Here is a 22,065-nt window from a genome sequence, read left to right as displayed (position 1 = left end):
GTTCCCCCCTTAACTTAAACGGATCCGTGGATCGACCACACCGTATAATATATCTGCCAATAAATTTCCTACAAGAATTAAAAATGAAAGCATCATCGTAATTGCCATCATTGTTGGATAATCATGATTGCCTACCGAATCAAGGAACAATAGACCAATTCCCGGATACGTGAAAATTTTCTCCGTAATAATCGCCCCACCTAACAAAGCAGCGATATCAAATCCTAAAAATGTGACAAGTGGAATAATCGAGTTACGTAAAATATGTACATTATATATTCTTGACATCGGCGTTCCCTTTGCACGTGCCGTTCTCACAAAGTCTTTCCGTGAGTTCTCAATAAGGTCATTACGCAAAAACTGCGTATAAGATGCTGTACTGAAAATCCCAAGAATAGCTGCCGGCGCAATGACGTGATGTAAACGACTTAACCAATACTCCATTGTCCCTTTCGTTACTTCAATATCGACGGAACCTGCAAACGGAATGACTCCCCATTTAAATGAAAAGAAGTAAATAGCAAATACACCGGCGACGAATGAAGGTATTGCTAAACCTGTATAGTTGAAACCCGCTATCAAGTTGTCGCCAAGCGTATAAGGTTTCCTTCCGGCGTACATTCCCATGAGAAACGCAAGAACATAAGTGATAATAAGCGAGACAAAGGCAAGAAGAACCGTGTTAGGGATTTTCTCCATTATCAATTCAGATACAGGTATTTTGTAGCGAGTGGATTTCCCAAAATCACCTTTGGCAAATTTCGAAACCCAATCATAATACTGAACATATACCGGATCATAATAACCCGTTTTTTGGCGCATTTCTTCGATGTATTCTGGACTTGTGTTCAGCGGATCAATTTCACCACTAAAGGCATCCCCTGGCATCGCTTTTCCTAACGAAAACACAACGACTGAAACTAAAAATAGCATCGGTATCATTCCAAGAATGCGGCGAACTATAAGTTTTATCATAGCAATACTCTCCTTATCTAGCACACTCTTCGTTGATGTTCTTAAACAATGGTAAGGTGCATGTCAATCAGGTTAAGGCATTCGCCATTGGCTTTAACTTAATTCAGCAGGGGTCCTAAACCCCTGTTGAATTAAGTTAAATGAAATACTCCTTACCCCATATACAATAGACTTTTATAAAGAAACAGTGATGGACAGACATTCTGTCCATCACTGATATCCTACTTACTTATTCTTATTTTGTACCTGCTTTCAAGTACCAATTCGCAGAGTTATTGAAGCCGGATACATCAATTTCGAATCCGCCAACATTTTCGTTTACGCCAACGATTTCTTCAAGCTCTGTAATGAAAAGCATTGGAAGTTCTTCGTTGATCAGTTTTTGCCATTCAACATAGATATCTTTACGTTTTTCAGTATCGTCACCTAAGTCAACATTCAACGCATCTTCAAGTAACTTATCTGATTCAGGGTTGTTATAACGTGGGTAGTTCCAAAGAACATCTGATTTCCAAAGACCTGATGGATCCGGATCTGTTCCAGTACCCCAACCGCCGTAGAATGTTTCCATTCCTGGGTCATCTTTTTCAATCATTTCATAGTACAAGTTCACTTCTGTCATATCAACTTCTGCTTGAAGACCTACTTCTTCCCAATATTGTGCAAGCGCTGTTGAACGAGCTTCAAATGTTGGGTTTCCTGTAGCATAGTGTGCAAATTTAATAACGAACTTTTCACCATTTGGATCTTCACGGAAACCGTCTCCGTCGATATCTTTATAGCCTGCTTCGTCTAAAATTTGCATCGCTTTTTCTGGATCGTAATCATATGTGTTTAACTCACTATCATCTGCTGAAATCCAGTGTGATGATGGAACTGGTTTGTTTACTGGTTTACCATATCCGAAGAAGAATGCGTCAACCCACTCTTGGCGGTTCAGTGCATACATCATCGCATGACGGAGATTTTTATCTGCATATTTCGTTTTTTCTTCTACAATTTCAAGTTTGTCATTATCAAATACACCTAGTTTAAATCCTACATAGTAATATGAAAGACCCGGTGCTGTTACAACTTCAACGTTCTCAAGTTTTTCAACATCAGGAGCGGAAACTGGTTGCAGCGTCATCAAGTGAATATCGCCTTTTCCAAGTGCACCAACAGTAGATGTGTTATCAATTACGCGTAAAATAATTTTGTCTAATAGTACATCGCCATTCCAGTAGTCATCGTGGCGAACGAATTCGACAGACTCACCCGGTACGATTTTCTCAATTTTGAATGGTCCTACACCAATTGGGTTTTTACGTACAACGTCAGATGCCGCCATGTCTGCAACTGCAATACCTTCATACGCTTTTTTCGGAAGTGGGTATGACCATACGTCAACTAGGTTATTCAAGCGTGGCTCTGCAAACGTTACTTTAATTTCATAATCACTTACAACTTCAAGACCTGAAATGCTATCCGCAGTTCCAGCACGGTAAGCTTCGGCACCTTCAATGTTAGATACGTTCGTATAACGTGAACCTTCGTAGTCTTTATCTGCAAGTGTTTCTAGTGCGAACACCCAGTCATGAACTGTAAGTTCTTCACCGTTATGCCATTTCACGCCTTCTTTAAATTTGAATGTATAGTGCTGGTAATCTTCTGTTTCCCAGTCGGCTAAGTTTGGCTCTGGTTGAAGATTTTCATCAAAATTGATAAGGGCTTCATCAAAAAAGTCAATAACCTCTTTATCCGTTGAAATTTGGTAAAACGCAGAGCTGTATTTACCTTCTGGTTCAGCATCGATACCGTAAACGAGCGTACCGCCTTTTTGCGGACCTTCATCCTTTACTACATCTTCTTTTTTGCCGGTATCTTTGTCATCGCTTTTCGGCTTAGTATCACCGTCATCGCTGTTACAAGCTGCAAGGAAAGCCGAAAGAACAAGCATCATTGCGAACAGCAAAAATAAGGATTTTTTCTTCATCTTTTTACCCCCCCAATATAATTTTAGAAATGAGCGATCAATACAACACACATGCTACGTAATGCCCCGGTTTCACCTCCCTTAAAGGTGGCTTCTCCTGAGAACAAATTTCTTGTGCAACTGGACAGCGCGTATGAAACGGACAGCCAGTTGGTGGATTCGCAGGACTTGGAACATCCCCTTTCAACACAATTCGCTCTTTTCTTAACGATGGATTTGGCTCCGGAATCGCTGAAATGAGTGCTTGTGTGTAAGGGTGTAGCGGCTCCTTGTATAGATCTTTATTTGAAGCAACCTCAACAAGATTGCCTAAATACATTACACCAATTCGATCACTCATATGCTTCACGACGCTAAGATCATGCGCAATGAACAAATAAGTAAGTTCGAATTCCTTCTGAAGGCTTTTCAGAAGATTTAACACTTGGGATTGAACCGAGACATCTAGTGCAGATACCGGTTCGTCAGCCACGATCAATTTAGGGTTTAAAGCGAGCGTACGGGCAATCCCTATACGTTGACGCTGTCCGCCGGAAAACTCGTGTGCATATTTATAATAAGCTTCCTCGGGAAGACCTACTTTTAAAAGTAAAGATTTAACGTATGCTTTTAATTCCTTTTTATCGCGTTTTTCATAATTTAATATCGGTTCCGCAACGATATTTCCAACCATTTGCATCGGATTGAGTGACGCGTATGGATCTTGGAAAATCATTTGAAAATCACGACGCGCTTCTTGAAGTTTCAATCCACTTAAGTTGGTAATATCTTCGCCGTCAAAAATGATTTTTCCTCCTGTCGGCTTCATAAGGCGTAAGATTGTCCTACCCGTGGTCGATTTACCACAACCCGACTCACCAACAAGTCCCATCGTTTCTCCTTTTTTAATAGCAAAAGAAATATCATCGACAGCCTTTACATTTCCAACGACGCGGCGAAAAAATCCCCCATGGATCGGATAATATGTTTTCAAGTTTTGTACTTCCAATAAGTAGTTATTCTCTTTGTATTTTACCGTATCTTCCGTCAATTCTTTCGATGTCATTTTGCACCCACTCTTTCTTCTTGTGGCCAGCTTTCTTCGTATAATAAGCAAGCTGCTTCATGTCCTTCAACAACTTCCCTAAGAAGAGGTGTTACTGTCAAACATTCTGGCATCGCTTTAGGACACCGGTTCGCAAACCTACATCCTACTTGCGGCATATCTATAACAGACGGTACAAGCCCCTCAATTGTGGCAAGTTCTTCTACCTCTTCATCCATTTTTGGAATCGCATTCATAAGCAGTTGAGTGTACGGATGCTTTGGCGATTCGAATAACTCTTTTACATGTGCACGTTCTGCAACTTTTCCTGCATACATAACAATTACTTCATCACAAATTTCCGCAACGACGCCCAAATCATGGGTAATTAAAATGATTGACATGTCATTCACTTTTTGAATGCTTTTTAGCAAATCTATAATTTGTGCCTGCACGGTTACGTCTAGTGCCGTAGTCGGTTCATCAGCAATAAGAAGCTTCGGCTGGCATGCGATTGCGATTGCAATCATTACACGCTGCCTCATTCCACCCGATAATTGGTGTGGATACTCCATTACAACTTTGTCAGGACGCGATATCCCTACGCTATTAAGCAACTCAATCGACTTGACTCGGGCTTCTTTTTTAGTGATTTTTTGATGATTGAGTAGCACTTCTGCAATTTGGAAACCAATTGTGAAGACGGGATTTAAAGACGTCATCGGTTCTTGAAAAATCATTGAAATGTCTTTTCCGCGTAAGTTATTCATTTCTTTTTCCTTTAAGTTCGATATATCCTTGCCTTCAAACTTCACTTCGCCGCCCCGAATTTTACCAATTCCAAGTGGCAGTAGTTGCATAATTGACAATGACATTACACTTTTCCCGCAACCTGACTCACCAACAACGCCAACAATTTGGTTACGCTCTACTTTAAAAGACACATTCTCTACTGCATTATAGTAATTTCCATCAATCTTGAATCCCGTTTGAAGGTTATTTACTTCAAGTAATGGAGTACTTTTCTTTAAATTTGATTCTACTGTCATTCGAACACCTCGAAATATCATTTTTTTCAGTTAATTAAAATTAAGGATCCTTCTTTTTAAGAACGTTTCGGAAACAATTGGCTCATAAAAGACAACTTTCTGAAATACTATTTGTAAGAATCAATATACTACAAATATATAAAGATAACAACACCACTTTGTGGAAGTCCATTTTGTCTAAAATTAGTAATTTGTAACAAGATGGTCACAAGTAGAGGTCTGACAACGTTTACTTTTCGAACAAGTTTTATTAATCTTTCAAAAGAAATATTAATATAATGTTTAAAATGCACAAAAAAAGGAACCTAAGCAATTATTCACAGGTTCCTTTTCAGCATTTATATTTCGTAGATTTTAAACTAGTCACTCGAGGAATTTGTAGCCGATGAAGCAGCCATTGCGGCTATCGTTGCGGCCATTACTGCTTGCTGGGCTTGCAAAATCATCTCGACAGATGCGACGAGGCTTACACCTGTTTCTTCCATCATGTCTGTCAGTTCTTGCATAACGTAACCAATCGCAATAGAAAGAGCCATTTCCCTCTTCCATTTAAAAGGTTTTGAGTCCTCCAAGGCACGGGTGAGTTCAACAATTTTCATTAACCCGTCATCTCCTACGCCGAATACGGCGAGAAATCCAATCATTGGGTAATGCACAGGACGCACTTTCGTTTCACGCTTAAAATAATCTAAAACTTCCGTAGCCTGCGAAACTAATTGTGAATCGAACACGCTATTTAAGTACGTCATCACTTGCGACATCCACTGCAGTTCGTTCCCTGAACGAAATCCTTCCACACGCAAGGTATCATAGTATGTACGCATGAGTTTCGCATGGGCTACCGGATTCTCATTTCTTTTCCCAAGCAAGACTGCATATGCATAGTCGTCATCGGAAGTTAAGAAAAAATGTTGTTTTTTCATTTCATTGTATAGTTTTTTTGCCCGCTGCGCTTCATGATCATATAATTCTTCATTATCCGTCATTAAAAGCGCCGCCAAATACGAATGAATTGTATTGCGAAAACCAACGCCCCTCAATACACGCTGTTTTTCGAATAAACGATCCGTTTCTGTTTCTATGTTCACTCTTGGCTTGTCAAGAAAAGCACCCACCATCGGAAGAAGATTTCCACGCAACGGGGAAAGCCAGCCCGATTTACTCTTTAGCGCATCCATTGCACGGTTTAGGTTTTCCGCATCGAATTCGCGTTCAGACGTTACATAATAAGATGTAATCGTTAAAACAACGTTTTTGTCTACAGTCCATCCCGCCAACGATTTTACTTTCTCATACGTTTCTTCGACTTCACGTACAATCGCATTGGTGTCCAATTCCGATCAACTCCTTAATGTATATGTACGCTTCGGTTTGGAAAAGGTTTCAAAAAGACTTGGAAAGATCAAGGATGTACCATAATTTGAAAAGGCTATCCTGTTCGTCAGAGAAATTCTGATTTACAAGGTAGCCTTTTCTCTTCTTAAGTTCTACTATAGCCGATTAGTTATTTTCCTAAACTTAATTACTTTTATATAGTTGATTGCTTGGCACTATTTTTCGTTGCATCGACGAGCGACTTTATTAACTCTTTTTCATTATTATGAAGCGCATTTACAATCGCACTCCCAACGATGACCCCATCAGCTAGCTCACCTATCGATTCAACTTGTTGGGGTGTCGATATTCCAAATCCCGCAAGTACAGGAACAGGACTAATTGCTTTTAAGCGTTGGAGATGCGTCGCAAGATTATCATCAAAACCGTCTCGTACCCCAGTAATACCGTTTACCGTAACTGCATAGATGAATCCTTCGCCTGCTTCGGTAATTTTTTGAATTCGTTCCGGGGGACTTGTTAACGAAACAAGTGGAACAAGTGCAACACCAGATCCTTCCAACCCGTCGCGCAATAACTCACTTTCTTCTAGCGGTAAGTCAGGTACAATTAATCCGCCAACGCCACTTGAAACACAATCCTTTATAAACGCGTCGATTCCGTAACTAAGAATTGGGTTTAAGTACGTCATGATGACGATTGGCACAGTTATTTCGGCGCGAATCGATTCGAGTTCTTTGATAACTGAGCGTAGTGTCACCCCATGTGTAAGTGCCCGCTCGCCTGCTTCCTGAATAACCGGACCGTCTGCAACTGGATCAGAAAACGGAATACCAAGTTCAATCGCGGTTACTCCAATTTCTTGAAGAAACTTAATATTTGTTTTAAGCGTTTGCATGCCGCCGTCGCCTGCCATAATATAGGGAACAAATGCTTTTTCTCCCCGTTCCAAACACTCATTGATTGCGTTCGTTAAGTTTTTATTCGTCAATTGAATTACCTCCTAAAGCATCCCGTACGGTTTGAACATCCTTATCGCCGCGTCCGGATAAACAGATTACAAGAATTTCTTCTTTGTCCATTTCTTTAGCGAGCTCATAAGCAAATTGAACCGCATGGGCACTTTCAAGAGCTGGAATAATGCCTTCCGTTCTCGATAATAGCTGCAATCCTTCCAATGCACCCGCATCGGTTACGGATGTATATTTCACACGACCTATATCATGTAAATGACTATGTTCCGGACCGACTGCTGGATAATCAAGACCCGCTGAAATTGAATGCGCTTCTTGAATAAGTCCATCATCGTCTTGTAATATATACATATAAGCCCCGTGGAGGACTCCTTCCTTACCGCCTGCGACTGCCGCTGCGTGAAGTCCTGTTTCGACACCGCTTCCCGCTGCTTCGACACCGTACAAAGCAACTTTTTCATCATCCAAAAACGGATGGAACATGCCGATTGCATTACTTCCCCCGCCGATACACGCCACAATTGCGTCAGGTAAACGACCTTCTTTTTCAACAATTTGCCTTCGTGTTTCTACACCAATCACTCGTTGGAAATCGCGGACAATTTTAGGGAACGGATGTGGACCAAGAGCCGAGCCCAAAATATAATGCGTATCTTCGACATGAGAAACCCAGTAGCGTAGGGCTTCGTTCACTGCATCTTTCAATGTCCCAGCGCCTTTATCGACAGAAACAACTTTCGCACCAAGAAGTTCCATGCGGAAAACGTTCAATTCTTGTCTTCTCACGTCTTCTTTACCCATGAAAATAATACACTCAAGATCAAATAACGCACAGACAGTTGCCGTTGCTACACCGTGCTGTCCTGCCCCAGTTTCTGCAACAATTTTCTTTTTCCCCATTCGTACCGCGAGTAACGCTTGACCGATTGTATTATTTATTTTGTGGGCTCCTGTATGGTTTAAATCTTCCCGCTTTAAGTAAATCTTTGCCCCGCCTGCTTTTTTAGTTAAACGTTCAGCGAAATAAAGAGGATTTTCGCGCCCGACAAAATCTTTCATGTAATAACTTACTTCGTCATTAAAAGCTGAATCTGCAATCGCTGCGTCGTATTCTTTTTCCAATTCAATTAGTGCCGTCATTAACGTTTCCGGAACATATTGACCACCAAACTTGCCGTACCTTCCCGCTTTACCAGGTTCTGTCGCATTAACTTTTTTCACCATAACTCATCTCTCCCCATCTTTTACTGCACTTATAAATGCTTTGATTAATGACCCATCTTTTCTTTTATTACGCTCTACTCCACTCGAAACGTCTACCATATAAGGTTGAACACGCCGAACTGCTTCTTCTACATTTTCAGCATTCAATCCACCTGCAAGGATGATCTTATTGGAAGCAATACCCGAGTCATTCAACAGTTTCCAATCAAATGTGACTCCACTTCCACCTTTGTAAACCGTTCCAGGTGCATCGAATAAATAATAATCCGTCGTATACGATGTTGCTTCCTGTACATCTTTTTCACTATGAACAGAAAACACTTTAATGGAAGGAAGTTGAATTGAGTTGATGAATTCTTCACTTTCTTCACCGTGAAACTGAACAAAATCGAGGGGAACTTCTTTATACGTTCGCTCAATTTCTTCACGTGATGCATTGACGAAAACTCCGATTTTCATCACTTGGGGGGGAACATATTTAGCAAGTTCTTTTGCTTCATTTATCGTTATACGCCGGCTGCTTGGTGCAAAAACAAATCCGATTGCATCGGCCCCGGCGTCCACAGCAATTCTCACATGCTCACTTTCCATCAACCCACAGATTTTCACTTTCGTCATTTGTCTGTCCCAACCGGAACAATTTGCATCGCATGAATCGATTCTTCGACTGTCCCACTACGCATGAGTGATTCACCAACGAGAACTGCTTTTGCACCGGCATTCGACACGCGCCTTGCATCAGCTTGTCCCGTAATCCCACTTTCACTGATCAACACACGTTTCTCATGAAAAGGGAAAACAGCTGCAATTTCTTCTGTACGAGCCAGATCTACTTCGAACGTACGAAGGTCTCGGTTATTCACACCAATCAATTTTGCACCGAGCGCAAGTGCATGTTTCAATTCTTCTGTATCATGCACTTCCACAAGCACTTCAAGGCCAGATTCGACGGCATATGCATACAGTTTTTCAAGTTCTTCCGCGTTAAGTGCCGCAACGATAAGTAAGATGATTGAAGCGCCCGCCTGTTTTGCACGGTCAATTTGTATTGGATGAATCATAAAATCTTTACAAAGAAGCGGAATCGGTACGACTTTTGCAACGGCTGCTAAGTCTTCAAATGACCCTTTAAAAAAGTTCGCATCCGTAAGTACTGAAATACACGCCGCCCCTGCATTGTAGTAAGTGAGCGCTTGGGCAACGGGATCTGCACCTTCTGCAATCAGCCCTTTTGACGGAGAGGCTCTTTTCATCTCTGAAATAACATGCAAATGCTCCGCGTTATACAGTTTTTCGAATAGTGAAGGGCGAGATGCACCACTTACTTGTACAACTTTATTTTTACCTAGCATGACTTCTACTTCTCTGCGTTTCTCACGAATGATTTTGTCTAAAATCGTCATCATACAATCTCCTTCTGGGCCACTTTTGCACTAAATGCAATGACAGCCTCTAATTTTTGTAATGCACGGCCAGACAAAATACTGTCGATCGCTGTTTGAACACCTTCTTCAATTGTCTCTGCTTGCCCATTTGCAAACAGGCCAATCCCTCCATTAAATACGACTGTATCGAAATGAGGACCACGTTTTCCGCGAAGTACGGAGCGTAAGATTTCCGCATTTTCCTGCGCATCTCCTCCGCGTATCGCCGATAGTGGTGCACTCGTCAATCCAACATCTTCCGCTGTCAATGTGAATGGAATAAGATCCCCACGGTCAAGAAGTACAAATGAGTTCTGTCCGGAAAGAGACGCTTCATCCATTCCACCTGCGCCTGAAACAACGATTGCACGTTCTCTACCAAGCATATGAAGAACGGTTGCATATTCCATCGTAAAGTCGATTTTGCTAATCCCTGCGAACTGAGTCGAAAGCTGAACTGGGTTTGTTAGCGGACCTACAAGATTAAAAATAGTTCGTTTCCCTATTTTTTGTCTTACTGCGCCAATTTTCTTCATCTTAGGATGAACATTCGGTGCATATAGAAAAGTAATGCCTTCTCGGTCTAGTAGCTCGGTCATTTCTTCCGGACTAAAATCAAGTCGAATACCTAATGCTTCTAAAACATCGGAACTTCCGGCCGCACTCGATATTTTCCGGTTGCCATGTTTAGCAACATGTGCACCAGCACCCGCAAGAACAAATGCAGTTGTCGTACTAATATTGAAGCTGTCCGAACCATCTCCGCCCGTACCACAATTGTCCATGAACGATCCGTCCGGGACATCTATACGGCTCGCGAAACTTCGCATGACAGATGCAAGTGCAGCAATCTCTAAAGCTGTTTCCCCTTTTTCAGATAGTGCAATTAAGAATTCCTTTATTTCCAAGTCAACCGCTTCTTCGTGAAAAAGTAACTCTGCCGCTGCTTTCATTTCCTCATAAGTTAAATGTATGTTAGCCTCTACTTTTTGAATATATTCTCTCAACTCAATCTCTCCTCTGCTCTGCTCATTTTCTACACACTTTACTAGATTAGCTCTAAAAGAGAGCGTGCTTTATTTACGGTCTCTTTATATTCCAATTTAGGAACAGAACCCGCGACGACTCCCGCTCCCGCCTGGACATAGGCTTTCTTGTTTTTAATTAACAATGTTCGAATCGTTAACGCAAAATCCATATTTCCGTTAAAACCTAGATAACCGATTGCGCCGCCGTAAATTCCCCGGTGCACATCTTCTAATTCATCAATAATTTCCATCGCCCGCTGTTTCGGGGAACCTGTAACCGTACCCGCTGGTAAACAAGCTGTAAGTGCATCCAATGCGTGCGTTGAATGGGACAACTCCCCTTCAACTTCAGACACGATATGCATGACATGTTGGTAGCGAACGACTTCCATATGCTTTGTTATTTCGATTGATCCCGGGACACAGACTTTTTTCATGTCACTTTCGCCAAGTTCTACAAGCATCTCGTGTTCAGAAAGCTCTTTCGGATCCGCAAGTAATTCTTTTTCTAGTGCTAAATCTTCGGCTCTGTCTTTGCCGCGTCTTCGTGTTCCCGCAATTGGGTTTGTCATCACTTTTCCATCTGATACACAAACGAGGCTTTCCGGCGAAGCACCTACGACAGTATGATCACCGAAGTCCATATAATACATATATGGTGAAGGATTTCGTTTTCTCAGTTTCCGATAAAGTGAGAAAGGATCGCCTTCAAAGTCGGCTTCCAATCTTCTAGACACAACTACCTGAAACACTTCACCAGCTTCTATATATTCTTTTGCCCGAAGTACGAGGCCTTCAAATTCAGGCTGTGTTGTTGATGAAACGAAGTCCGATAACGCATAACTTGTGTTGTCCCCCTCAGAACTAGATAAAATCTGTTCCGCAAGTTCGTCTAAGTCTCCCACTTTTGGTTCCGCATCAATTGCCGTACGCAGCAGTGTAACTTCGTGTAACACATGGTCGTAAACAATAATTGTTTCATAAACGTTAAAATGGACATCTGGCAATCCAACTTCATCTACGGGACTCTCGTCGGAATGATGCGCTACGCCATATCCGAAATAACCTACAGCGCCGCCAGTAAACGGAAAATCGACATTGTCCATAATTCTAGGCATCAGTCGTTTCAATAGAACAACCAAATCACCTTCATGCGTATACGTCTTACCCGTTGAAAAGACGTATTCTTCGAGCTTATTTCCGCTTCCACTGTACGATTTTCGTGGATCCATTCCCATGAACGAATAGCGTCCCGAACCTTCATGCATGGAGCTACTTTCAAGTAAAAACTTTTGCTTGCCTTTCATTCGTCTAAATATCAATATCGGTGTTAAAGAATCACCGTCTAATTTTTTCATCATCGTTCGTAAACCCGTATTTTCGTTCTTCATCTGAACTCTCCTCGCCTCAACCGTTTTATGGAATTAAAAAAAGCCCCCTGCAACAGGACAGAACTGTCCGATTGCAGAGGACGGAATTTACCGCGTTGCCACCTCAAATTGAAGCATTTCTGCTTCCACTTAGCGTACCATTTAAGGTACATCCCATAACGTGGGATCAACGTCCGCCTTAAATAAGTTCTTCAAGGAGGCTCTCATAAGTCCATTCACAAAGACCGCGAATCAGTTTTCACCACGCACTGACTCTCTATTCTCGCAAATCATTGCTACTCTTCTTATTCAATAATTTCTCAACTATGCTCATCTCGTCTATTCCGTGGGCGATACCGCTATCGATATCTTCTGCCCGTCTTTAAATAAAAATATTGTCCTTATCATAATACGCAAACTATGAATTGTCAACCTTTTCTGTTTACGATAAGGAGAGCGTAAGAATCTTTCAATGACAAAAACCATAGACTAGCCTTAGAGGTGAATGGCTTGCTTTTTTTGGGTGCTTTTATTATTTTAGTCGTTATCTTCTTACTAGGTATATCGTGGATGCGTATCGGACTTTTTAATATTTCTGGAAGGAGAATGGAGCAATGGTTAAAGAAAGTAACAAATACACCTACTAAAGGGATGTTTTCGGGGATCGTCATGACGAGCATTTTACAAAGTAGTTCGGCCGTTATGATCATCACCATTGGCTTTGTTTCTACTAGATTACTACTGTTTCCGCAAACGATTGGGATTATTTTAGGAACCAATATTGGCACTACGTTAACGTTAGGTCTTATTTCTTTCAATTTATCGGGTTTAGTCATTCCATTGATTGTAGCTGGACTTTGTTGTCTTATTTTTAAAATCGTATGGATTAAAAGCACCGGCTTTGTTCTAATCGGATTTGGGGGCATTTTTGGTGCAATGTCAGGGTTTGAAAAACTCGCTACGCCTTTGACGAATACGCCAGTAATGAAACAAATGTTACTTTTACTTGATCAACATATTCTATATGCTTTTTTTATAGGAGTACTCATTACAGCTATTATTCAATCAAGTACCGTCGTAACAGGGATTGCAATGAGTTTTTTAAACGCTGGTATTTTCCCTTTAGAAATAGCCATTATTATTATGTTAGGAGCCAACATCGGGACATGTGTCACTGGATTATTGGCAAGTATCGGGGGCGGTAAAGAAGCGAGACTCACTGCCTTTGCACATGTTTGGCTAAATGTTGGCGGAGCGGTTCTATGCTTGCCTTTCATAACCCATTTGGCAGACGTCAGCAGGTTAATGGCCCATCAACCCGATGTACAACTGGTCTATGCAAGCATTCTTTTTAACACACTCTCCTCATTAATCGTCCTGCCATTCGCCGTTCGATTTGGGCAATTTGTCACTTGGCTACATAGTCCACGAATCGAATAATTTCTATGTATACCTACTTAGATAGATTGAATTAAAGAGTTCGGCTAACAATGCTTGTCGCTAGGGAGGGATTGAACTGTATCCCTCTTTAGTTTCATTGCTTCGGCTACCCCAGTAGTCGCCTTCGCTGGAGATTATGTGAAAATAATAAGTTCAACCTATCTATACAGGCTGAACTAAAGAATATGCCACCTAGTTGATTGTAGTGGAGAGCGGCGACTCCAGCGGCAAAAGCGCGTCCAGGTAAGACCCCGCAGGAGCTTGCGACGAGGAGGCTCACGGACCGCCCGCGGAAAGCGTCCGCTCGCAACGGAAATCAACGGCTCCGTAAAGCAAGCATCATTGAACTTCCAGGTTAAAATCTTTAGTTCAACCTATATAATAGTTACATTTAGTCGTTTGTTTTCAAATACTGTATACTTGAAACATTAATAAAAGCAGGTGATCTTGATGAGAATTAATAAATATTTAAGCGAAGCGGGCATTGTTTCAAGGCGCGGGGCTGACAAATGGATTGCGGACGGACGCGTAGTCATTAATGGACAGCTTGCCGAATTAGGCAGTCGTGTAAGCGATAGTGATGAAGTTTTAGTAGACGGTAATCGAGTGAAAACAGAAGACCAACTCGTTTATATCGTCCTCAATAAACCCGTCGGTATTACAAGTACGACAGAGCGTCACATTGAAGGAAACGTCGTGGACTTTGTGAATCATCCCCTTCGGATTTTCCATATCGGAAGACTTGACAAAGATTCAGACGGACTTCTACTTTTGACGAATGATGGCGACATTGTCAATGAAATTTTACGTGAAGAACACGGTCATGAAAAGGAATACATCGTAACCGTCGATCGACCAATTACGGGGTCATTCATTCGCGAAATGGAATCTGGCGTCGACATTTTAGGAACGACGACAAAACCGTGTAAAGTAAAACAACTAGGACCTCGCAAGTTCAACATCACACTTACACAAGGGTTAAACCGCCAAATTCGTCGCATGTGTTCAACACTCGGATATAGTGTTCGAAAACTGCAACGGACACGCATAATGAACATTCACCTTGGCAATCTGCCCAACGGTAAATGGCGCGATTTGACTGATGATGAATTGTCTCAAATGTTTAAAATGCTTAATTATGAACCAAAACGTTGAAAGAACCTGTTTCACACTGCATACCAGTGTGAAACAGGTTCTTTTATTGTCTAACCGGGTTGTAATTCGCTAACGCAATAGCGATTTGATCCAAGACTTCGTACGTCGTATCATTCAAATGATTGTTAACGATAACGGAAAAAATAAGGGTTTCATTACTTTTCGTTGTTACATAGCCTGACAAAGCAGTCACCCCATTAAGCGTCCCTGTTTTCGCCAATACATTACCTTCTGCCGCTGTTCCTTTCATCCGTTTACGCAGTGTTCCGCCTATAAAGCGTTCGTCGGCCCCCGCAACTGGAAGTGAATCCAAGAATGCGGGGTACCAGGACTTTGTCTGCGCAATATAAAGTAGTTTCGTCACTTCGTTCGTGGTGACAAGGTTTTTATGAGACATGCCCGAACCATCACGAAGCAGCATCGTCTTCGTATCGACGCCAAAATCTGCGAGAGTACCTTCCATAACGGCGAGCCCTTTATCCCAACTGCCCGTGCCGCCTATCGCTTTACCCATTTCTTTAACGAGCACTTCACCGTGCCCGTTGTTGCTTAACTTCATAAAAGGAATGAACAAATCTTTTAGCGGCATGGACTGCTTCATAACGAGTTGGGTCGCATCTTTAGGAACTATACCTCGTTCCATTTCAGGCTCGGAAGCGAATGTGATCTTTTGATTTTGAAGCGCGTTGACAAATAGACGGATCGTGTAGTCTGTTGGCTCCCAAACAGATGCCCACGTACGTGTTTTTTTTGAGGTGAGCGGAATTGTTCCAGACACAACGAGTGTATTGGAACCGTGTAACCGTTCAACCGCAATATTTTTATCACCCTTTTTCGCAACAGTTTCGGTCTTATTTATGATTTTCATATAGTTATTCTCCGGCACCATACGAACGATTCCCGGCTTACCTGCTTTACGTTCAGGATTTACTTCCACAATGACCGTTCCCGCGTCATAGTCGCCGTTTGGAGCAAACGTTAACGCTGATACTTGTGAACCTGTATAATACGGCTCGTCTGACCAGTTTAAATCTTGGGACAGGCGCACATCGTCATACCATGTGTCGTCTCCATAGACATTGCCGTTAATCGCATGAATCCCTTGTCCTTTTAAGTCCGATGCGAGTGCCGTTAAAACCGTATTGGTCACCGTCGGATCTCCTTTTCCGCGCAAATAAAGATTTCCATGAAGAACGCCCTTTTTTATCTTTCCGTCCGTATATACTTCAGTTTGAAATCGATAATCTTGTCCCAATGTCTCAAGTGCAGCTGTGCCTGTAAATAGCTTCATGACAGATGCTGGATGGACTCGTGTATCGCCCAACTCTGAATAGATCACTTCACCATTCGATGCTTGTCGGATGCTTACACTTGTTGTCGCCCCTTGCACTCTTGGGTCAGTCAATAGTTTATTGATTTCACCTACAAGTTCTGCATCGTTATTAGATGCAATTACAGGGTGCTCTAATTGTTTCTTTCCAAACGGAATGATTGCCAACAATACAATAAGTAAAAGTACAACTAATGAATTCACTAAACCCTTTCGTTTCAACGCCTTCAAACCTCCCAATACTCCATTTTCTTGCATGATGTATAGTATGGTCAACATGTGGGGTTTAAGACTAAAAACATGTTTTCATAGGGAAAGGAACTACAATAATCACAAAACCATTTATGGAAACAACAAATAAATTCCGGTAAACAATAACGCAGTGTATGTAAAAATCCTGAAGTACTTCTGATTAATATGTTTGAACAGAAGCTGTCCAAAATAAAGGCCAATTCCTACAAGGGGCAACGCTAGTCCAATTGATGTCCAGACTGTTTTACTCGTTCCCGCAAAGACAACTTGAATAAGAAGACTAATCGGGTAAATATAAAGATAAAAAGCAAAAGCTGTCGCACGTAAACGTTCTTTTTGCGTGTCCGTCCCGGAAAAGTAAAGTAAAATGGGTGGTCCCGGCATACCTATCCCTGTCGTTAACGTACCCGATATCCCCCCAACAATGACGTCTTTTCGTTTCGTTTTTTTCAAACGAAAGTTCGCCATTAAGAGAAATGTTAACGTCAAAATGACAAGCCCCATTCCAGTTTTCAGATGACTTGCATTTGCCATAAGAAAAATGAGAATCCCGATTGGCAAACCGGGCAAACTTCCGACAATAAATCGTCTCAATACGCCCTTATCCACGTCTTTATATGCTTTTTTAATGAGTGCGGCCGAAATAACTAAAGACAACACTAAATTAATTTGAATTGCTTCATTTGGCTCAAATATCATAAGTAAAAATGGTGTTGCCACAATCGAAAATCCAAAGCCGGTACTCGTCTGTAAAACAGACGCAACCAAAATAATCGTAACAAATATAAAAACAGTCAATCCTACACCGCCTTCTTCAATTCGCATGACAAACAAGTTGTTTAAGATCCATTTTGATTGTACTTCTCATAAAAACTATTCATAAACCGCTCATCTGGATCAATCAACCTCTTTTTTTCAAAAAAGTCATCTATATTCGGATAGGTCCCACGGATTTGCTGTTGATTAGCAAACAATTGATACGTTAAATAATAGGTACCATTCAGCGATAACGCAGAATCAATAATTTTACGTGTTGCTTGCTCCATATGAGCGATTCCTTTTTCTGTAAGGGGGTGATTGAACGTAAGAACGAAAGCAAATGTATCTTCGTTTGCATAAGTCAAAAAGCCTTCGTCTGTCGCTTTCGTGTATCGAATCGTTGCATTTAGCAGATTCAATTCTTCCTCTTCGACAATCAATCTTAATTCATCTACAAAATGTGCGAAATGCGCCGTTGGAATAAAGTATTCTTGTAAAATATCCGTCTTGTTCGACGCGTCATACTCCAAAAACTCTACAAGGGGCCTCATCGTATTATTTCGAGACGTAATTTTCCCCACATTTTTTTCTACATGAAACTTGTTCTGTATATACCAACTTAAGTTTTTTCCCCAATCGTACTTGCGAGATAAATCAAATAAAAACTTATTTCTTTTAACACTTTTCTCATTTTGAAGCGTCGTCAGTTCCTTGTACTCCTCGTTCGTAGGATACAATTCACTTCCGTCTTCCAACACTTTGAATGTTGTCATATACATTTCATCAAAAAGAGAATTGGGTGTAATGGACAATCTCGCATAATGTAAGCCCGTCGCATCGTCTGATAAAATATTTTCCGCGAAATAATCAGGGTACTTTTTATAATCGATTTTCTCTATTTCTGAAACATATAAAACATCATCCGTTAATTGAATAGTGACGTCTAAAATCACACCGAAAAGACCGTATCCCCCAATAACAAGCGGAAAGAGTTCCTCATTTTCCGTTCGACTCACTTTTTTTATATGTCCATCAGCTGTCAATAACCGAAAGGAGTCGATTGTTTCAATAATTGTTCCATACTTCGGATCACGCCCGTGTACATTGGAACTCAACGAACCTCCAACGGTGAATATATTGGATGACTGCATAACTTTTATGGACAACCCATACGGATTAATAAAGTCTTGAATTTGCTTCCACGTCGTCCCACTTTGGACTGTAATTGTTTTCCTGTCTTCATCTAATTCCAATATTTTGTTGTAAGTGCTCATATCAAGCCATACTGAATCTTTGTAAAAGGCATGGCCACCTTGACTATGTTTCGAGCCGGCAATCGAAATCTTCAAATCCTTGTCTCTTGCTATTTTAACCGCCGCAATCAATGCCTCTTCTTCCCGACCTTGCACAATTTCTTTTACATATGCCGGAAATAGGCGGCTAACATCGTGTATTAAGAGATCATCTTTTGTCCGATTTTGATAAAGTGAATAAGAAAACAATGTAGCGGATAAAATAACTACGAAAAAGATAATTGTTAAATAGTGCCTCCTCCTCATATGTTTCCCCCCGTCTGTGCCTATATTGTAAATAACTATACCACTTGGAATGTAAGCGTCATAAAAAGGAATAATAAAAAGAGCAGAAGCGATTAAATCCGTTTCTGCTCTTTTTCATTTCATTATACGAGTTCCGCGACACGTTCCAGCATCGTGCCATGCTCAGCAAAGTTCGTATGCCATGAGAATGCTTTTTCCATCACATGTGGTGTCTGGCCACCTCTTTCAAGTGCTTCACGGTAATACTCACGTAATTGCTCACGATACATCGGATGCGCACAACGCTCGATAATAAGCCCTACACGTTCCCTCGGAGCCAATCCTCGTAAGTCCGCATAACCTTGCTCCGTTACAATCACGTCCACATCGTGTTCTGTGTGATCGACGTGAGATACGAATGGAACAATACTTGATATGTCTCCACCTTTTGCAACAGATTTCGTAACAAATATAGCTAGACGCGCGTTTCGTGCAAAATCGCCTGATCCACCAATCCCATTCATCATTTTAGTCCCCAGTACATGCGTCGAATTGACGTTGCCGTAAATATCCAACTCAAGCGCCGTATTAATAGAGATAAGTCCCAAACGACGGATGATTTCTGGGTGATTCGATATTTCCTGTGGACGCATAATAAGCTTATCTTTGTACTTCTCAAAGTTATTAAACACTTGATCCATCTTCTCTTCCGACAACGTAATAGAAGCGCAAGAAGCAAATCGAACTTTTCCAGCGTCAATCAAATCAAACACCGCATCCTGTAACACTTCCGAATATACTTCCAGATTTTCAAACTCAGAATTTACCATACCGTGAAGAACCGCATTCGCAACAGATCCAATCCCAGACTGTAACGGGGCAAGATTTTCTGTTAAGCGACCCACTTGAACTTCGGTGCGTAGGAATGTTAATAGATGTTCAGCCATGATTTCTGTTTCCGCGTCCGGTAACTCGATTGTAGACGGAGAATCGAGTTGGTTCGTGAAGACAATTCCCTTCACTTTACTTACGTCAATCGGAATACCCGTCGTACCAATTCGGTCATCCACTTTCGTTAATTGAATAGGCTCCCGTTCACCTTGTTTTCCGGGCGCAAATAGATCATGCAACCCTTCAAGTTGTGGAGATTGCGCCATATTTATTTCAATAATAATTGATTTGGCATGCTGTGCAAACGTCAATGAATTCCCAACCGACGTCGTCGGAATAATCATTCCATCTTCCGTAACTGAAACCGCTTCCAATATAGCGAAATCGATAGGCTCAATAACCTCTGCCCGAATCAGTTCTGCCGTATGTGAAAGATGATGGTCTACGAATAAATGTTCACCTTCATTAATCTTTTTTCTCATCGTAGGATCTGCTTGGAAAGGTAAACGTTTATGTACAATTCCTGACTCGGCAAACAGTCGATCGATATCCGATCCAAGCGATGCACCCGTAAACACGTTTACTTTAAAGCTTTCTGTTTTCGCACGTTTTACTAATGCCAACGGAACCGCCTTTACATCTCCGGCACGTGTAAAACCGCTTAAGCCTAGTGTCATCCCGTCTTGAATCCAAGATGCCGCTTCTTCTGGTGTAACAACTAAGTCTTTCAACCTCACATGTTTAATTCGATTAATAGCGTTGTCCATTTTCTCATTCCCCTTTTCATAACTTTTAGTTAACTCTATCTGATGAACTTGTACGAATGAGAATAAGTGGACTAAATAAGGAATTTCCGGTTAAAGCAGAAGAAACGATGCGTAAAGCAGTAATCTCAAAAGTCCAGTAATCGACGAAAATAACTTGAATACGATTGACTAACAGGTATTCTCGTTTGATCGTCCATTGCCAAGACAAATGTCGAGTGTGTATCTGGGTATATTTCACGAATATGATGCACATTCACGATAAAAGAACGGTGACATCGTACAAATAATTCCCTGGGCAATATATATTCAAATTCCTGCAACGTATTTTTATGTGTACCAGAAAGTTCTTTTGCATAGACATGCGTTTTCCGATCTTTCACTTCTATGTATTTCACATCCGAAAAAGGTGTAGGAATCCATCCATCATTTGTTTTTATAGTCACTACTGATTTGCCATCTGTAAATGCGGGGGAAATGGCCAAGACGCACCCTTGAAGCTTTCCTTCATGTTGAAAAGGAACCGCCATTCCATGATAAGGCACGCCAAATACGTCGCGGTTAATAAACTCTGATACTTTTTGGTTATCAGCGATTGCTTTATATGCGATTGTGCCTTCCTTTAGCAAATCTCCCGGCCTAATTTTCAAGTCGATTCGCTTACTCGGTTGATAATAAACATATTCGGTCGTATTCGCGACCGCAATTGATATTTCATCGGAAAACAACTCCCCCATAACATCCAACAATGACCCTATTGTCAAACTTTCCATAATAGAAACCCCTTTTCATTTTTATAGACTAGTAAAGCCAGCTTGTATTGTTATATCCAACCATCTCTATTATAATAAAGTAGTACAGTAATCTAAAAATTTAGATAACATTATTTACTAGGAGGAAATTTTATGTTTGTACGAGACCTGTATTTAGATATCCAAAACGTGGTTACAGTGAAAAATGATCAAAGCGTAGCTGAAGTATTGGATTTCATCAAAGAAAGTGGATATCGATGCATTCCTGTTATCGATAATGACGGGTTATACAAAGGGATGATTTATAAAGTTCACTTAATGGAAGATCTTTATGAAAATGACGGTGATAGGGATGCCAATATCGATCACTTATTAGAACATAAGGATATCTTTATAGCCCAACAATCCTCGTTCTTAAATGCATTAGTGGAAATTAAAGCATTGCCTTTTGTAAGCGTTGTTGAGAATGGAAAACTTATTGGAATCTTAACGCATAACAAAGTGGAGAGTGTATTAGGAGATGCTTTTGGTCTAACTACCGGAGGCATAAATATCACACTTTCTTCTATTGAGGCAAAAGGAATGATTGAAAAGCTAACAAAAACGCTTCGTGGTGAAAACATTGAAGGGATGTTCACACTAGATAATGGATCCGTCATCGCCAGACGAGTTGTTATTACCCTTGAAAATGGTAAAACAGAAGATGATATAACAAGACTAAAAGAAAAACTCGAAAAAGGCGGCTTCCGAATACTACACATCGACCACATTGAAAAAAGTGAATGAGCTACAGAAACCCACACAAC

Annotated in this window: 19 protein-coding genes and 1 other annotated feature; of the genes, 3 read left to right on the top strand and 16 right to left on the bottom strand. The window is 41.1% G+C overall.

Going from position 1 to position 22,065, the window contains the following annotated elements; all coding sequences use genetic code 11:
- Positions 1 to 9: 9 nt before the first annotated feature.
- The 11 genes from opp4B to trpE form a co-directional block, all read right to left on the bottom strand.
- The gene (opp4B, locus tag KSU66_RS11390) at positions 10 to 975 is read right to left on the bottom strand and encodes an oligopeptide ABC transporter permease (protein ID WP_269051583.1); all 966 of its coding nucleotides are present in this window, start codon (positions 973 to 975) and stop codon (positions 10 to 12) included.
- A gap of 235 nt (positions 976 to 1,210) precedes the next feature.
- Complete coding sequence (opp4A, locus tag KSU66_RS11385) at positions 1,211 to 2,950, bottom strand: oligopeptide ABC transporter substrate-binding protein (protein ID WP_269051582.1); 1,740 nt, start codon at positions 2,948 to 2,950, stop codon at positions 1,211 to 1,213.
- A 37-nt stretch (positions 2,951 to 2,987) separates the two neighbouring features.
- The gene (locus KSU66_RS11380) at positions 2,988 to 3,995 is read right to left on the bottom strand and encodes an ABC transporter ATP-binding protein (protein WP_269051581.1); all 1,008 of its coding nucleotides are present in this window, start codon (positions 3,993 to 3,995) and stop codon (positions 2,988 to 2,990) included.
- The gene (locus tag KSU66_RS11375; protein ID WP_269051580.1) at positions 3,992 to 5,023 is read right to left on the bottom strand and encodes an ABC transporter ATP-binding protein; all 1,032 of its coding nucleotides are present in this window, start codon (positions 5,021 to 5,023) and stop codon (positions 3,992 to 3,994) included. Before KSU66_RS11375 ends, KSU66_RS11380 begins: the two co-directional genes overlap by 4 nt.
- A gap of 359 nt (positions 5,024 to 5,382) precedes the next feature.
- On the bottom strand, positions 5,383 to 6,357 hold the full coding sequence (locus KSU66_RS11370; RefSeq protein ID WP_269051579.1) for a DUF4003 family protein: 975 nt from the start codon (positions 6,355 to 6,357) through the stop codon (positions 5,383 to 5,385).
- 194 nt (positions 6,358 to 6,551) lie between these two features.
- Positions 6,552 to 7,349 (bottom strand): tryptophan synthase subunit alpha, encoded by a 798-nt coding sequence (trpA, locus tag KSU66_RS11365; RefSeq protein ID WP_269051578.1) that lies wholly within the window; start codon positions 7,347 to 7,349, stop codon positions 6,552 to 6,554.
- Positions 7,339 to 8,556 carry a tryptophan synthase subunit beta gene (gene trpB / locus KSU66_RS11360; RefSeq protein ID WP_269051577.1) on the bottom strand — a complete coding sequence of 406 codons (1,218 nt, stop codon included), beginning with the start codon at positions 8,554 to 8,556 and terminating at the stop codon, positions 7,339 to 7,341. The genes trpA and trpB overlap by 11 nt, the downstream gene beginning before the upstream one ends.
- Before the next feature lie 3 nt (positions 8,557 to 8,559).
- A complete protein-coding gene (locus tag KSU66_RS11355) occupies positions 8,560 to 9,174 on the bottom strand; it encodes a phosphoribosylanthranilate isomerase (RefSeq protein ID WP_269051576.1) in 615 nt (204 codons plus the stop codon).
- Positions 9,171 to 9,959 carry an indole-3-glycerol phosphate synthase TrpC gene (gene trpC, locus KSU66_RS11350; protein WP_269051575.1) on the bottom strand — a complete coding sequence of 263 codons (789 nt, stop codon included), beginning with the start codon at positions 9,957 to 9,959 and terminating at the stop codon, positions 9,171 to 9,173. Before trpC ends, KSU66_RS11355 begins: the two co-directional genes overlap by 4 nt.
- Positions 9,959 to 10,993: an anthranilate phosphoribosyltransferase gene (gene trpD / locus KSU66_RS11345; protein ID WP_269051812.1), complete on the bottom strand. Its 1,035-nt coding sequence runs from the start codon at positions 10,991 to 10,993 to the stop codon at positions 9,959 to 9,961. The genes trpC and trpD overlap by 1 nt, the downstream gene beginning before the upstream one ends.
- A 35-nt stretch (positions 10,994 to 11,028) precedes the next feature.
- On the bottom strand, positions 11,029 to 12,399 hold the full coding sequence (gene trpE, locus KSU66_RS11340) for an anthranilate synthase component I (protein WP_269051574.1): 1,371 nt from the start codon (positions 12,397 to 12,399) through the stop codon (positions 11,029 to 11,031).
- A 73-nt stretch (positions 12,400 to 12,472) separates the two neighbouring features.
- Positions 12,473 to 12,700: a binding site (T-box leader), on the bottom strand.
- Positions 12,701 to 12,879: 179 nt separating this feature from the next.
- Between trpE and KSU66_RS11335 the strand changes: the two genes are divergently transcribed.
- Together KSU66_RS11335 and rluF are read left to right on the top strand one after the other, a co-directional pair.
- The gene (locus KSU66_RS11335) at positions 12,880 to 13,818 is read left to right on the top strand and encodes a Na/Pi symporter (protein ID WP_269051573.1); all 939 of its coding nucleotides are present in this window, start codon (positions 12,880 to 12,882) and stop codon (positions 13,816 to 13,818) included.
- A 450-nt stretch (positions 13,819 to 14,268) separates the two neighbouring features.
- Positions 14,269 to 14,973, top strand: a complete 705-nt coding sequence (rluF, locus tag KSU66_RS11330; protein ID WP_269051572.1) for a 23S rRNA pseudouridine(2604) synthase RluF — start codon at positions 14,269 to 14,271, stop codon at positions 14,971 to 14,973.
- 43 nt (positions 14,974 to 15,016) lie between these two features.
- Here rluF and dacB read toward each other — a convergent pair whose 3' ends face one another.
- The 5 genes from dacB to KSU66_RS11305 form a co-directional block, all read right to left on the bottom strand.
- Entirely contained in the window at positions 15,017 to 16,525 is a 1,509-nt protein-coding gene (dacB, locus tag KSU66_RS11325) for a D-alanyl-D-alanine carboxypeptidase/D-alanyl-D-alanine endopeptidase (protein ID WP_269051571.1), read from the bottom strand.
- Between the two features lie 120 nt (positions 16,526 to 16,645).
- The gene (locus KSU66_RS11320) at positions 16,646 to 17,380 is read right to left on the bottom strand and encodes a sulfite exporter TauE/SafE family protein (RefSeq protein ID WP_269051570.1); all 735 of its coding nucleotides are present in this window, start codon (positions 17,378 to 17,380) and stop codon (positions 16,646 to 16,648) included.
- A 14-nt stretch (positions 17,381 to 17,394) separates the two neighbouring features.
- Positions 17,395 to 18,873, bottom strand: coding sequence for an FAD-binding oxidoreductase (locus KSU66_RS11315; RefSeq protein ID WP_269051569.1), 1,479 nt, complete (start codon positions 18,871 to 18,873; stop codon positions 17,395 to 17,397).
- Positions 18,874 to 18,995: 122 nt separating this feature from the next.
- Entirely contained in the window at positions 18,996 to 20,510 is a 1,515-nt protein-coding gene (locus tag KSU66_RS11310) for an acetyl-CoA hydrolase/transferase family protein (protein WP_269051568.1), read from the bottom strand.
- Between the two features lie 125 nt (positions 20,511 to 20,635).
- Positions 20,636 to 21,280: a LytTR family DNA-binding domain-containing protein gene (locus KSU66_RS11305; protein WP_269051567.1), complete on the bottom strand. Its 645-nt coding sequence runs from the start codon at positions 21,278 to 21,280 to the stop codon at positions 20,636 to 20,638.
- A 132-nt stretch (positions 21,281 to 21,412) separates the two neighbouring features.
- Here KSU66_RS11305 and KSU66_RS11300 point away from each other — a divergent pair, with 132 nt between their 5' ends.
- Positions 21,413 to 22,045 (top strand): CBS domain-containing protein, encoded by a 633-nt coding sequence (locus KSU66_RS11300; protein WP_269051566.1) that lies wholly within the window; start codon positions 21,413 to 21,415, stop codon positions 22,043 to 22,045.
- Positions 22,046 to 22,065 lie beyond the last annotated feature (20 nt).

The organism is Sporosarcina sp. G11-34, from assembly GCF_026931025.1.
This window is presented reverse-complemented; position numbering and strand designations above follow the sequence as displayed.

Excerpts from the sequence above, each read along its gene's own strand:
- KSU66_RS11320 (WP_269051570.1), bottom strand. The coding sequence starts at position 17,380 with ATGCGAATTGAAGAAGGCGGTGTAGGATTGACTGTTTTTATATTTGTT.
- trpE (WP_269051574.1), bottom strand. The coding sequence starts at position 12,399 with ATGAAGAACGAAAATACGGGTTTACGAACGATGATGAAAAAATTAGAC.
- trpB (WP_269051577.1), bottom strand. The coding sequence starts at position 8,556 with ATGGTGAAAAAAGTTAATGCGACAGAACCTGGTAAAGCGGGAAGGTAC.
- opp4B (WP_269051583.1), bottom strand. The coding sequence starts at position 975 with ATGATAAAACTTATAGTTCGCCGCATTCTTGGAATGATACCGATGCTA.
- KSU66_RS11315 (WP_269051569.1), bottom strand. The coding sequence starts at position 18,873 with ATGAGGAGGAGGCACTATTTAACAATTATCTTTTTCGTAGTTATTTTA.
- opp4A (WP_269051582.1), bottom strand. The coding sequence starts at position 2,950 with ATGAAGAAAAAATCCTTATTTTTGCTGTTCGCAATGATGCTTGTTCTT.
- KSU66_RS11375 (WP_269051580.1), bottom strand. The coding sequence starts at position 5,023 with ATGACAGTAGAATCAAATTTAAAGAAAAGTACTCCATTACTTGAAGTA.
- rluF (WP_269051572.1), top strand. The coding sequence starts at position 14,269 with ATGAGAATTAATAAATATTTAAGCGAAGCGGGCATTGTTTCAAGGCGC.
- trpC (WP_269051575.1), bottom strand. The coding sequence starts at position 9,959 with ATGACGATTTTAGACAAAATCATTCGTGAGAAACGCAGAGAAGTAGAA.
- KSU66_RS11310 (WP_269051568.1), bottom strand. The coding sequence starts at position 20,510 with ATGGACAACGCTATTAATCGAATTAAACATGTGAGGTTGAAAGACTTA.
- KSU66_RS11305 (WP_269051567.1), bottom strand. The coding sequence starts at position 21,280 with ATGGAAAGTTTGACAATAGGGTCATTGTTGGATGTTATGGGGGAGTTG.
- KSU66_RS11380 (WP_269051581.1), bottom strand. The coding sequence starts at position 3,995 with ATGACATCGAAAGAATTGACGGAAGATACGGTAAAATACAAAGAGAAT.
- KSU66_RS11355 (WP_269051576.1), bottom strand. The coding sequence starts at position 9,174 with ATGACGAAAGTGAAAATCTGTGGGTTGATGGAAAGTGAGCATGTGAGA.
- KSU66_RS11300 (WP_269051566.1), top strand. The coding sequence starts at position 21,413 with ATGTTTGTACGAGACCTGTATTTAGATATCCAAAACGTGGTTACAGTG.